The 12,042-nt window shown below is 66.5% G+C and carries 10 protein-coding genes; 5 read left to right on the forward strand and 5 right to left on the reverse strand.

Going from position 1 to position 12,042, the window contains the following annotated elements:
* Positions 1-10: 10 nt before the first annotated feature.
* Positions 11-1,033, forward strand: a complete 1,023-nt coding sequence (locus ACSVC7_RS13780) for a cation diffusion facilitator family transporter (protein ID WP_448204909.1) — start codon at positions 11-13, stop codon at positions 1,031-1,033.
* A gap of 3 nt (positions 1,034-1,036) precedes the next feature.
* On the opposite strand, the gene ACSVC7_RS13785 is transcribed toward ACSVC7_RS13780, so the two are convergent.
* Positions 1,037-2,050, reverse strand: a complete 1,014-nt coding sequence (locus tag ACSVC7_RS13785; protein ID WP_448204908.1) for an SDR family oxidoreductase — start codon at positions 2,048-2,050, stop codon at positions 1,037-1,039.
* 140 nt (positions 2,051-2,190) lie between these two features.
* Positions 2,191-3,009: a formate/nitrite transporter family protein gene (locus ACSVC7_RS13790; protein WP_448204907.1), complete on the reverse strand. Its 819-nt coding sequence runs from the start codon at positions 3,007-3,009 to the stop codon at positions 2,191-2,193.
* A 175-nt stretch (positions 3,010-3,184) separates the two neighbouring features.
* Between ACSVC7_RS13790 and ACSVC7_RS13795 the strand changes: the two genes are divergently transcribed.
* On the forward strand, positions 3,185-3,637 hold the full coding sequence (locus tag ACSVC7_RS13795) for an Lrp/AsnC family transcriptional regulator (protein WP_448204906.1): 453 nt from the start codon (positions 3,185-3,187) through the stop codon (positions 3,635-3,637).
* A 146-nt stretch (positions 3,638-3,783) separates the two neighbouring features.
* Here ACSVC7_RS13795 and ACSVC7_RS13800 read toward each other — a convergent pair whose 3' ends face one another.
* From ACSVC7_RS13800 to ACSVC7_RS13810, 3 genes are read right to left on the reverse strand one after another with little or no spacing between them, the layout of a single operon-like run.
* On the reverse strand, positions 3,784-5,613 hold the full coding sequence (locus ACSVC7_RS13800) for a GMC family oxidoreductase (protein ID WP_448204905.1): 1,830 nt from the start codon (positions 5,611-5,613) through the stop codon (positions 3,784-3,786).
* Positions 5,610-6,116, reverse strand: a complete 507-nt coding sequence (locus ACSVC7_RS13805; protein WP_448204904.1) for a hypothetical protein — start codon at positions 6,114-6,116, stop codon at positions 5,610-5,612. Before ACSVC7_RS13805 ends, ACSVC7_RS13800 begins: the two co-directional genes overlap by 4 nt.
* Before the next feature lie 30 nt (positions 6,117-6,146).
* Positions 6,147-7,508 (reverse strand): hypothetical protein, encoded by a 1,362-nt coding sequence (locus tag ACSVC7_RS13810; protein WP_448204903.1) that lies wholly within the window; start codon positions 7,506-7,508, stop codon positions 6,147-6,149.
* Between the two features lie 359 nt (positions 7,509-7,867).
* Between ACSVC7_RS13810 and ACSVC7_RS13815 the strand changes: the two genes are divergently transcribed.
* The 3 genes from ACSVC7_RS13815 to ACSVC7_RS13825 all read left to right on the forward strand — a co-directional run bounded on the left by ACSVC7_RS13815 (position 7,868) and on the right by ACSVC7_RS13825 (position 12,022).
* The gene (locus ACSVC7_RS13815; RefSeq protein ID WP_448204902.1) at positions 7,868-9,445 is read left to right on the forward strand and encodes a PAS domain-containing sensor histidine kinase; all 1,578 of its coding nucleotides are present in this window, start codon (positions 7,868-7,870) and stop codon (positions 9,443-9,445) included.
* 16 nt (positions 9,446-9,461) lie between these two features.
* Positions 9,462-10,487 carry a DUF3369 domain-containing protein gene (locus tag ACSVC7_RS13820; protein ID WP_448204901.1) on the forward strand — a complete coding sequence of 342 codons (1,026 nt, stop codon included), beginning with the start codon at positions 9,462-9,464 and terminating at the stop codon, positions 10,485-10,487.
* Between the two features lie 398 nt (positions 10,488-10,885).
* On the forward strand, positions 10,886-12,022 hold the full coding sequence (locus tag ACSVC7_RS13825; protein ID WP_448204900.1) for a hypothetical protein: 1,137 nt from the start codon (positions 10,886-10,888) through the stop codon (positions 12,020-12,022).
* Positions 12,023-12,042 lie beyond the last annotated feature (20 nt).

A 12,042-nucleotide genomic window follows, 5' to 3' on the forward strand; every position in this document is an offset into this window, starting at 1 on the left:
CCAGGAACGTATGACCCAAGACTCCCCCAACGCACCCGAATTCAAGTCCGGCGGCCAGAAAACGGAGGGCCAGAAAGCTGAGGGCCAGAAAGCTGAGGGATCGAAAACGGAGGGATCGACGGCGGTGGTCTACGCCGCCATCGCGGCCAACCTCGCCATCACCGTCACGAAGTTCGTCGCGGCGGCGATGACCGGCAGCTCGTCCATGCTCAGCGAGGCGGTGCACTCCGTCGTGGACACCGGGAACGAGGCGCTGATGCTGATCGGCATCCGGCGGTCCCGCAAGCCGCCGGACGAGCGGCACCCCTTCGGCTACGCGCGGGAGCTGTATTTCTGGCCCTTCGTGGTGGCGCTGGTCATCTTCGCCGGCGGCGCGGTGGTGTCGGTCTACGAGGGGGTGGAGAAGATCCTGCATCCCCGGCCCATCGAATCCGTGTGGATCAACTACGCCGTGCTCGGCGTCGCCTTCGTCATGGAGGCGGTGAGCTGGGTCGTCGCCTGGCGGGAGTTCGACGCCCGCCGGGGCGGCGCCGGCGTGTTCGAGGCGGTGCGCGCCAGCAAGGACCCCACCGTCTTCATCGTGCTGTTCGAGGACAGCGCCGCGCTGATCGGGCTGCTGATCGCCGCGGCGGGCATCACGGCGGAGGTGATGCTGGACCAGCCGGTGTACGACGGCATCGGGTCGGTGCTGATCGGCGGCGTGCTGGCGCTGACCGCCGCATTCCTCGCCTACGAGACCAAGAGCCTGCTGATCGGGGAATCGGCGCGGCGCGACCTCGTGGACGGCGTGCGCGCCATCCTGGAGGCCGAGCCCGCGGTGGATCGGGTCAACGAGGTGCTGGCCCTGCATCTCGGCCCCGAGGTGGTCATCGCCAACGTCAGCCTGGACTTCCGCGACGACGTTGCCGTCGGCCGTGTGGAAGAGGCACTGGAGCGGATCGAGCGGACGGTGAAGGACCGCTACCCCGAAATCCGCCGCGTCTTCACGGAAGTCCGCGCGGCGCGGCGTCCCGGCCACCAACTCACCGGATGATGCTCACCGGCTGATGTGGCCGCCCAGCACCGGAATGATCTCCCCGGTGATGTAGCTGGAGCAGACGGGGGCGGCCAGGAACACGTAGGCCGGCGCCACCTCCTCCGGCTGGGCGGGGCGGCCCATCGGCGTGTCGCCGCCGAACTGCGCCACCCCCTCGGCCGGCTTGTCGGCGGGGTTCAGCGGCGTCCAGACCGGCCCCGGCGCCACGGCGTTGACGCGGATGCCACGCGGCAGCAGATGCTCCGACAGGGAGCGGGTGAAGGCGTGAATGCCGCCCTTGGTCATGGAATAGTCCAGCAGATCCTTGTTCCCCGTCAGCCCGGTGACGGAGCCCGAATTGACGATCGACCCGCCGGCCTTCATGTGGAGCACGGCCGCCTTCGCCATGTGGAAGTAGCCGTAGAGGTTCGTCTTGATGGTGCGGTCGAAATGCTCCTCGGTCAGGTCCTCGAAGCGGGAGACATGCTCCTGGAAGGCGGCGTTGTTCACCAGGATGTCCAGCTTCCCGAACTCTTTGACCGTGCGGCCGACGGCGTCGCGGCAGAAGGCCGCGTCGGTCACGTCGCCGGGGATCAGCACGCAGCGCCGGCCTTCCGCCTCGACCGCCCGTTTGGTCTCCTCGGCATCGGAATGTTCGTTCAGGTAGACGATCGCCACGTCCGCGCCCTCGCGGGCGAACAGCACCGCCACGGCCCGCCCGATGCCGGAATCGCCGCCGGTGATCAGCGCCGCCATGTCCTGAAGCTTTTCGGAGCCTTTGTACTGCGGCGCCTTGTACTGCGGGCGCGGGTTCAGGTCGGATTCCAGGCCCGGCTTCTCCAGATGCTGTTCGGGCAGGGGTGGGGCCGGGTGGGGCCGCGCGCCGGCCTGCACGGCCTCTTGCGAGCCCGATTGCGGCTGCCGGGCGTCCTGCTGGTCGACCTGCTCCTGGATGCGGCGCTGCTCGGCAACGGTTCGGTCTGGGGCTGTGCGGTCGGCTTGGCGGGCGTGCTTGTCGAAGGGTTTGTCGGTCATTGCGGGTGCAAACCTGTTTTCGGGAACACTGTCTTTGGGATCGGCGGCCCGGACGGGCCGTTGCGTCCACCAACCCCTTCGCGCGACGCTGGTTCCCCGCCCGGCTCCCGGCGGCGCATCCTCGCTTTGATCGGGAGGGGCTAATGGTCCTGCCGAACCTGCGCGTGGTTGATGAGCGCCACGAGCCCCACGCCCCCGATCACGTTCCCGATCAGCGACGGCAGCAGGAAGCCGACGGCGTAGGCGCCCCAGGTCACCGCCCCGGTCATGGCGGCGAAGGACACCTCGACCGACCCGGCGACGACGTGCGCGAACTTGCCCAGAGCGATCAGCCAGGTCAGGGCGACGATGACGAAGAAGCGCGCCTGCCCAACCGACGGCGTGATCCACACCAGCAGGGCGATCAGCCAGCCGGCCAGCACGCCGTGCAGCGTGGTCTCCCAGAAGCCGCCGTCCGCGGCCTTGACGCCCAGATCCGCGAAGGCGGCGTGAAGCGGCGGGCTGAAGGCCGGGGTCCCGGCGGCGAAAGCCGCGAACAGCAGCGTGCCGGCGACGTTCGCCGCGAACACCAGCGTCCACAGCCGGACCACCCGCAGCAGCGTCGTCCTGCGCCAGCAATGCAAAAGCGGCAGGATGACCGTCAGCGTGTTCTCGGTGAACAGCTGCTGGCGGCCGAGGATGACGATCAGGAACCCGAAGGAGTAGCCGAAGCTCGCCAGCAGGGGCCGCCACTCCGCGTCCGGCAGATGCGTCTGCAGCAGCGCCTCCCCGACCATCGAGAAGCCCATCGACAGCCCTGCCGCCAGCCCCGACCACAGGAGGGAGGCGGTCGGGCGCTTCAGCTCCTCCTCGCCCTCCAGGCGGATCGCCTCGTGCAGGATCAGGGCGGGCGGGTTCGAGCGCTCATGAATCTCCTCGCGCTCGCGTTCGTCGAGACGTGGATCGTGGGCATCGGGCACAGGCGGTCTCCGGCAAGGGGGCGATGCCCTCTCAACCGGATCGCGCGGCATTCGGTGCGCGGCAAGGGCGGTGTGCGGCAAGGGCGGTGTGCGGCCGGGGCGATTTGACAAAACGGCTCAACCGCCTTACGGAAATGGACAGTTCAGCGTTCCAAATCGGCGGAGTCCGGCGACGATGACCACCACGGCGATGGACCAGCTCGACGAGAAGCTGATCACCCTGCTGCGCCACGACGGGCGGCGCAGCATCTCCGACCTCGCGGCGGAACTGGGGGTGTCGCGGGCAACGGTGCGCTCGCGGATGGAGCGGCTGGAAAGCGCCGGCATCATCATCGGCTACACGGTGATCCTGCGCGCGGACACGGTGGAGGCGCCGGTCCGCGGCATCATGCTGATCGAGGTGGAGGGCCTCGCCGCCGATCGTGTGGTGCGCACGCTGAGCGGCCTGCCCGAGGTGCTGGAGATCCACAGCACCAACGGGCGCTGGGACCTGATCGTGGAGCTGTCCTCCTCCAGCCTGCCGGAATTCGACGCGGTGCTGCGCCGAATCCGGCTGATCCCCGGCATCACCACCAGCGAGACGAACCTGCTCCTGAACACGCCGCGCAGCACCCGCGCGCGGTTGTAGCGTCCCGCGTTTAAAGCGGATTTCAATCCGCTTTGGACCGCGACCGCGGTCCCGGCCGCCCGTGCGGCCGAAGCCCGGCTGGCGTGTGAAGCCATTTGAATCTAAAGCGAATGACAGTTCGCTTTAGAAAAGGGATGGGCGCCCGGTCAGGGCGCCACCCCCAGGCGCTGCCCGATGATCCCCGCCACCCGGAAGGTGGTGGCGGCGATCGTCAGGGTGGGGTTGCCGGTGGCCGAGGTCGGGAAGACGCTGGAACCGACGATGTACAGGTTGTCGTGCTCCCAGGACCGCTGGTCGGCATTCACCACCGACGTAGCCTTCGAATTGCCCATGCGGCAGGTGCCCATGATGTGGCCGGCGCCGTAGTAGTTGAACTCGGCCGTGTCGCCCAGCCCGTCCTCGACCGTGAAGGTGGTGGGGGATTTGGGATCGGTCGCGGTGTACTCCTTGGCTCCCATCCAGGCGTAGATCCGCGAGCTGGCTTCCTTTGCCGCCAGGAAGCCGCGCCGCGTGTAGTCGTCCAGGCGGTAGTGGACCACCGGGCGGCGCAGGCCGAGGTGGTCGGTGTGCTGGTCCGACAGGGTGATCCGGTTGGACGGATCGCCCAGCTGCTCCACAAGGCAGGCCATGCGGAACTGGCGCGTCAGGCGGTCGTTCATCGCCTGGATCAGGGATTGGCCGAACAGCTTCACGCGGTCGGGGTTGAGGCCGTTCTTGTTGGTGCCGTCGATCAGGTCCTGGACGGTGGTGTAGGGATCGCTGCCCGGGAAGTTCCAGCCCTCGTTGCCGATCTCGATGCGGAAGGCCGCGCGCTCGTGACGGAACGGGCCGTCGCGCAGCGTTTCGATGCCGGAGGTGGAAAGCGGCCCGCGCATGCCCCAGACCGGGGTCGGCGCCATCGCCCAGCTGAGATAGAGCGGGTGGTCCATCAGGTTGCGGCCGACCTGATCGCTGCCGTTGGCGACCCCTTTGGGCAGCGCGTTGCTGTACGAATTGAGCAGCAGCTTCGGCGTTTCGATCGCGTGGGCGGCCAGCACGTAGACGTCGCCGATGGCCGGTTCCTGGACGGTGCCGGGGCCGTCCGGCTCGTTGTAGGTGATGTACTCGATGCCGGAGATCCGGCCGGTGACGCCGTCGACCAGCACCCGCGAGGCCACCGCCTGCGCCAGCAACGTGACGTTGCCGGTCTCCAGCGCCTTGTTCAGCAGCACGGTGGCGTCGAACTTGGCCTGGACCGGGCAGATGGGGATGCAGTTGGTGTTGCCGGCGCAGGTGCGGCGCTCGTCGAACGGCTGCGAGTTGCGCGCCGCCGTGGTCGTGGAGACCTTCAGCGGACGGCCGAACAGCGTCTTGCCGTCCACCGCCCCGGCCACCGCCTGATCGACCAGCGACTTCAGGATCCCCGGCATGGGGAAACCGGTCGGGCGATGGGGGTCGAGATAGTCGAGGTCGGCCGGATCGCCGGAAACGCCCAACTCCTGCTCGGCCCTGGCGTAGAAGGGCAGCAGGTCGGTGTAGGCGACGGGCCAGTCCTCGCCCACCTCGTAGGTGGACTTCATGGTGAAGTCCGTCTCCAGCAGGCGCAGCGAGGTGCCCAGCCAGTGCCACATCGTGCCGCCGGCCAGCCGCTCGTAGGTGCTGGCGAAGGGGGTGCCGCCGGTCCCGGTCGGGTTCTGGATCAGGTAGCTCTTCGTCGCGTCGCCGGGCCACTGGAGGTCGAGCGTGGTCGGGCGCGGCGCGTTCAGGCCGGCGGGGTTGGGCTTGGCCGGGTCGGGCGGGTAGGGGGATTCCGGCACCTTGGCGTTGGCCAGATAGAATTGCTCCATGTAGGCGGCGCGGTTCGGCGGGTCGGCCGGGCCGGCTTCCAGCACCAGCACGCTCTTGCCCTTGCGGCCGAGTTCATAGGCGACGATGGCTCCGGCGACACCGGCCCCCACGATCACCACGTCGTATTTGGTCATCAGCGGATTGGTCATGGGGTCACCGGGGGCACGAAGTTGGTCAGGGACGGGGGTTCCTTGGCCCAATAGCCGTAGGAGAACATGCTGTAGCCCATGGGATGGCTCTGCGCCGCGCGCCACGCCCAGCCTTCCTTGTAGGCCTGGTCGGAGATGACGTGCTCCTCGCCCAGTGGGTTGTCTTGCGCGTCCCGGGGCGGGATCCAGCTTCCCAGCAGCCACATCTTGATGACGGCGCGGGCCAGATTGCCCAGAACGGGCTGCATCAGGATGCTCGCCGCCGCCGCGCTGGCGGGCAGGCCGCCCGCCGTCAGCGTCGTGAACTGCTGGAGCAGATGCGCCGTCACATCGGCGCCGGCGTTGGCCACGAGGGTGTCGTAATAGGCCTGCTTCAGGTTGATGGGGTCGAGCCGTGGCGCCAGCGAGTCGGCCGAAATGCCGGTCAGGGCGACGGACAGGGCGACGAAGGTGTCGAGCGCGGTGCCGGTCGCGTCGGCGACCGCATCCGTGGCGGTGGTCATGGCGTTTCCTCCTGCTTTCTGTGGCCGGGCTTATTTCGACGCCGCGCCCGCGGCTGGCGCAGCGGAAGCGGCCGGCTGGGCGAAAGACAGGGTGTAGGTGAAGTCGGAGAAGGCGCCGGTGGTGTCGGTGGCGTTGGCGTGGCATTCCATGCAGGTCGACGACACGTTCGGCACGGTGCCCTGCGTGTAGGATTCCAGCGTGGAGTTGGCGAGGAACATCGGCGTCGGCGCCTGGAGCGGATCGCCCGTTTGCGGCAGTTCGCAGTTCGCGACCTGACCGGTCGGCCATTGCGTGCCGACGAGGATGTAGTTGAGCCACACCGACTTCGGATTGACCGCCGCCAGCGCCCCGTGCCAGTCGGTGGTGACGCCCTGGGTCACGTCCTCGATGGGGATCTCGCGGACGATCTGCGACGGCGGCCCGCCCGTCGAGGGGTTCCATGGGCGCGGCGGCGGGGTGTTGACCGCGCAGTCGGTGCAATTGGGGTTGTAGAAGTTGTACTTGGCCCGGTCGATCGGCTGGCCCTTGGTCGGCACGTTGTTCACATGCTCGAAGGTCGCCCAGATCCATTGCGGCGTGGTGTGGATCTTGTAGCCGATGTGGAAGCCTGCCAGACCGACGTCGGCCACGGTGCAGGATTCCTCGACCTTGGGGTTGTCCGAGGGCGGCGTGTAGACCAGCGCGCGGGTGCTGTGGAACTGGCCGGGGTCGTCCACACCCTTTTCCAGCACCTTCCAGGCGGCCTTGACCATGATGGCGCCGGGGGTCTGCGGGGTGGCGCACGGGAAGTTCACCTTGTTCCCGGCGGCGGCGAAGGCCTTCTGGCCCTGCTGGTTGTACAGGGTGTTGTTGACGACATAGTCGAACATCACGCGGTTGACCGAGATCTGGAACCGCGCGTACCGGCCCTGCTGATCGATGATCGGCCCGGTCTTGAACGGCTGGATGGAGGCGTTCAGCAGGTTGGGAGTCTTGGAGGTCTGGGTCAGCAGCTTGGTGCCCGTCGCCGCCAGGCCCTGGCAGGCTTTGGGAAGCGTGCGCGGGGCGTGCCAGGTCGGCGCGGAACCGTCCGGCAGGAAGACGTCGGTGAACTCCGGCCACGCTTCCCACACCGTGGGCGCGTCCACGGCGCCGATGGTGCGGCTGGTGTCGGGGGAGCCGTCCGGATTGGCCGGCCAGTTCAGCCCGACGAAGGTCTGCCAGCCCAGCGTGTCGAAATCGTGCTGGAGGTCGTGGAGATTGAAGCCGCCGGTTTTCTTGCTGTCGTCCGGAATGTTGGGGGAAAGGACCGGGGGCGGCGGTGCGGTCTGGGCGCGCGCCGTGCCCGGCGCCAGCTGGGCACCGACGGCCAGGAGGGCGACGAGCCCCGCAGCCGCAAGTCTGTGATTCATGGACGTCCTCCTGAGCGTGTCGTGCCGGGCCCTGTTCCGTTGCGGATTTCTTCAGGCGGCAAAGCCTATGATTGATAATTTTCCATGATCAACGCCGAAAAGGACACGCATCGTAACGGAGTTAGCTGAAACGCGATTACAGTTAAAGGATAGGCTATCAAAAGTAGCATGCCATTGCGTGCCGTTGACACATGACGGCCGGGAATGACCCTCACGCCCATCCGCGATCTAAGAGTGTATTTCTTGTGTTAAATGCGCCAATTCGTTTCGGAAAAGCCCCGCTCCACGTACCAGAAATTGCTTGACATGGCTGGGTTGCGAACCGTTCATGGGTATGCCTGGGCAGGAAAGGCGGAGCCATGGCGGAACGAAGCAACCAGTGGGGCGGGCAGCAGGGCGGTCCGAGTTCCTCGGCGGCTCCATTCCTTTTGGAGCGGCTGCCGCTGCCGCTCTACGTCGCCGATCGGGACGGCCGCCTGCACCTGACCAACGACGCGTTCCGCCGGATGGTTGGTCTGGCGCCGGACGCGCTGGAGGCGCGGCGGCTGACCGACGTGCTGCCGGCGGACCTTCTGTCCAAGGGGGCCGGCACCCTGACCGACGCTGAAGGACACGTCCGCGACGTGCTGCTGCACCAGGGCGGGAGCGACGGCCAGGAAGCCGACGGATGGACCATCGGCTCGCTGGTGGACGTCAGCCAACTGAAGGCCGTCCAGCGCGACCTGCTCTACCAGAACACGGTCATCAAGACGCAGCAGCAAGCCGCTCCCGACGGCATTCTCGTGATCGACGAGAAAGGCGCGGTCGTGTCCTACAACGACCGGTTCGTCACCATGTGGCGGATCCCGCAGGCCGCCATCGATTCGCGCGACGATGGGCAACTGCGGGCCTCGGTCATCGGCCTGCTGAGCGATCCGGAAGGCTTCCTCGCCCGCGTCAACTATCTCTACGCCAACCCGCTGGTCGACGACCGGGACGAGGTCGCCCTGGTGGACGGGCGCACGTTCGAGCGCCATTCGACGGCGCTGGTCGCTCCGGACGGCACCAACTTCGGCCGCATCTGGTTCTTCCGCGACATCACGGAGCGCAAGAAGGCCGAAAGCGAACTGCGCGCCGCCAAGGAGGAAGCCGAAACGGCGCTGGGCCGCCTGCGCGACGCCCAGCAGACGCTGATCCGGACCGAGAAGATGGCAGCGCTCGGCTCGCTGGTCGCCGGGGTGGCCCATGAGATCAACACGCCGGTCGGCAACGCCACCACCGGCGCCTCCCAGCTCGGCAAGGAAATCGCCGAACTGGAACGGCTGTTCCAGGAGAAGAAGCTCCGCGCGCAGGATTTGCAGAAGTTCCTCCGGGACGCCGGGGAGGCGTGCAACCTGATCCTGTCCAACTGCCAGCGCGCCGCCCATCTGGTGCAGAGCTTCAAGCAGGTGGCCGTGGACCAGACCGGCGGCGAGCGCCGCGTTTTCGACCTGCGCGAATATCTCGACGAAATCCTGCTGAGCCTGCGGCCCCGCCTGAAGCACACGCCCCACACGGTCGCGGTGGAATGCCCGCCGGATATCCTGGTCGACGGCGATCCCGGAGCCTTCTCCCAGATCATCACCAACCTCGTGATGAACGCCCTGCTGCACGCCTTCGACGACGGCCGGGCGGGGCACATCCTCATCCGGGGCCGGCAGTTGCCGGACGACCGGATCGAGATCGTCTTCCGCGACGACGGGAAGGGCATCCCCAAGGACATTCAGGACAAGGTCTTCGATCCCTTCTTCACGACCAAGCGGGGCGGCGGCGGCAGCGGGCTGGGGCTGCACATCCTCTTCAACCTCGTCACGGGCAGCCTGGGCGGCAACGTCGAACTGGAGAGCGTTCCGGGCGAAGGCACCGCGTTCCACATTGTTTTCCCTCGCGTCCTGAAAGCGGCGGCGAGGAAGGCGTAACTCCCGAGGGACGGCCATGAGCGACGATTTCCTGTTCTGCGACGACGACTCCCTGCTGGACGAGCCGGAGGCCGAGCCCGCCGCGCCGTCGGGAACCTGGACCGTCCTGATCGTGGACGACGACGCGGAGGTGCACGCCGTCACCCGCTTCAGCCTGCGCAACGTCACCTTCCGCGGCCATTCGCTGGAGCTTCTGAGCGCCTATTCCGGCAAGGAGGCGCGCGAAATCCTGCGCGAGCGCACCGACATCGCGCTCATCCTGCTCGACGTGGTGATGGAAACCAGCGACGCCGGCCTGCAGCTCGTGCAGGTCATCCGCGAGGAGATGAAGAACCGCGCCGTCCGCATCGTCCTGCGGACCGGCCAGCCCGGTCAGGCTCCGGAAGACCGGGTCATCGTCGATTACGACATCAACGACTACAAGGCCAAGACCGAGCTGACCGCGCAGAAGCTGTTCACCACCGTCATCGCCGCGCTGCGGGCCTACAACGACATCATGACCATCGAGGCCAGCCGCGAGGGCCTGCGCAAGATCATCACCTCGTCGGCGCGGCTGGTCGAACGCAACTCCCTGCGGGAATTCGCGTCGGGCGTCCTCACCCAGATCAGCGCGCTGCTGGATGCCCAGCCCAACGGAATCATCTGTGCCCAGAAGGGCGTGAACGACAAGATCGTCCTTCTGGCCGGGGTGGGGCGCTACACCGTCGACGCCGACGGCTGCATCGACGACCTGCTGTCGCATGGCGACGTCGTGGCCGGCGTGCGCGAGGCGTTCGAGCGCAAGAGCACCATCTTCGGCCAGGAGGCGGTCACGGTCTACATCCCCACCGACCACGACCACGAGATCGTGGCCTGGGTGGTGACCGAGCGGGAACTGTCGGAAAGCGATCACGACATTTTGCGGCTTTTCCTGGAAAGCCTGTCCTCCAGCTTCAGCAACGCCGTGCTGTTCGAAAAGCTTCAGGAAGCCAACGAAGACCTGGAGCGGCGCGTGGCCGAAGCCAACGCACGGCTCGGGCGCCTGGGCGAGGCGCCGGTCTGATACGGCCCCGCAACCTTTTCCCCGTCATGGACGGGATAGGCCCGGCCGTTCACGCCGGTGTGGGTTCGAGCCGGGACCGCCGTGGATGCCCGGCTCAAGGCCGGGCATGACGGAAAAGGGAAGCGATTGACCCTGCAAGTACAGTAAGGGTGAGTTTGCGCGGCCGCTTCCGCTGAAAGCAAAGAATCATTGTTCAGGCGAGATTCGTCCGTTGGCGCCGTCCAGTGCTGCCGGCGTGATCGGCGTGCCGATGATTCCATGAATACTTTTAATGCAAACGCATATATTTGCGTGTGTTTGTAAATTTCTTATATCGACACGACCAAAACATATATCTTAAAGAGAAAATGTGGTAATATCTTCCCCTATCCATATGTATTCATTTCGTGGGGGAAATCATGAGAAGAGGCTGGTGGCTGGCCGGACCGCTTTGCGCGGTCGGCTTGGCGTTTTCCACGGCGACGCTGGCGGCGTCCGACAATCCCTTCGCCATTCTGGAAAACAGCGACCAGGCGAGCAAACAGGTGGCGTCCGACGCCAACCGGTTCGCCTGGGACGTCTTCGTGGCGCTGAACACGCCGACGGCGCCCAACGGAGTGCTGCCCTGGGAAAACCTGCGCCAGACCAGCACGGTCTATCTGCCCAACGGCGCGAAGCCGCCGGCCTGGGGCCAGCCGGTCCCGCCGCCGCCCGCGTCGGTGACGGAGCAGGCCCAGGCGATCGGCATGGACATGAACCAGCCGTTCAACAACCTCGATTCCATGGTCCAGGCCGACGGCTTGCCGCTGAAGGACAAGTGGAACAAGTACACGCGCTATCAGATCCTGATGAGCCAGTACGCGCTGGACTACATCATCGACAACACGCTGTACAACGTGAACGGCCAGCAGGCCTTCGCGGCCAAGGGCGTCAACGCGGCCTTCCCCGCGCCGGCTTTCGAGGTGAAGACCTCGTGGATCTTCATCGGCAAGGACAAGGCGCTGCGCGACGAACTGGCGGCGAAATACGTCATCGCCAACACCTATTATGAAATCATCGACGCCGACGGCAACCGGACCGGCACCTACGACGTGGGCTGGGGCGCGATGACCGGCATGCACGTCATGAGCAAGGCCCTGCCGGAGTGGGTGTGGATGACCTTCGAAAACGTCAACAACCCGGCCTACACCCAGACGTCGCTGACCGTGCCGATTCCGGACAACGTGCAGGCGCTGAACAAGGAATACCAGCAGAAGCTGGCGGGCTCGGTCCTGGCGAATTACCAGCTCGACGGCACCCAGACCACCTTCAACGGTCCGCCGCTGGTGCTCGCCAATTCGCAGATCGAATCGGCCTTCCAGCACGCCTCATCCTGCATCAGCTGCCACGCGACGTCGGCTTATTCCACGCAGAACGGCTATTTCAACTACGCTCTGCAGGCCGGAACCGGCGGAATCACCTATCCCGTGGGGGATTCCATTCTTCAGAGCCTGAACGGATACACGCAGTTCGACTACGCGTGGTCGCTCAAGCGCGCCTCCCGCGTTCCCAACTGATCCGACGCCCTTCATCACGA

This window comes from Azospirillum mesophilum, from assembly GCF_053470405.2.

Excerpts from the sequence above, each read along its gene's own strand:
- ACSVC7_RS13825 (WP_448204900.1), top strand. The coding sequence starts at position 10,886 with ATGAGAAGAGGCTGGTGGCTGGCCGGACCGCTTTGCGCGGTCGGCTTG.
- ACSVC7_RS13800 (WP_448204905.1), bottom strand. The coding sequence starts at position 5,613 with ATGACCAATCCGCTGATGACCAAATACGACGTGGTGATCGTGGGGGCC.
- ACSVC7_RS13785 (WP_448204908.1), bottom strand. The coding sequence starts at position 2,050 with ATGACCGACAAACCCTTCGACAAGCACGCCCGCCAAGCCGACCGCACA.
- ACSVC7_RS13780 (WP_448204909.1), top strand. The coding sequence starts at position 11 with ATGACCCAAGACTCCCCCAACGCACCCGAATTCAAGTCCGGCGGCCAG.
- ACSVC7_RS13820 (WP_448204901.1), top strand. The coding sequence starts at position 9,462 with ATGAGCGACGATTTCCTGTTCTGCGACGACGACTCCCTGCTGGACGAG.
- ACSVC7_RS13805 (WP_448204904.1), bottom strand. The coding sequence starts at position 6,116 with ATGACCACCGCCACGGATGCGGTCGCCGACGCGACCGGCACCGCGCTC.
- ACSVC7_RS13810 (WP_448204903.1), bottom strand. The coding sequence starts at position 7,508 with ATGAATCACAGACTTGCGGCTGCGGGGCTCGTCGCCCTCCTGGCCGTC.
- ACSVC7_RS13815 (WP_448204902.1), top strand. The coding sequence starts at position 7,868 with ATGGCGGAACGAAGCAACCAGTGGGGCGGGCAGCAGGGCGGTCCGAGT.
- ACSVC7_RS13795 (WP_448204906.1), top strand. The coding sequence starts at position 3,185 with ATGACCACCACGGCGATGGACCAGCTCGACGAGAAGCTGATCACCCTG.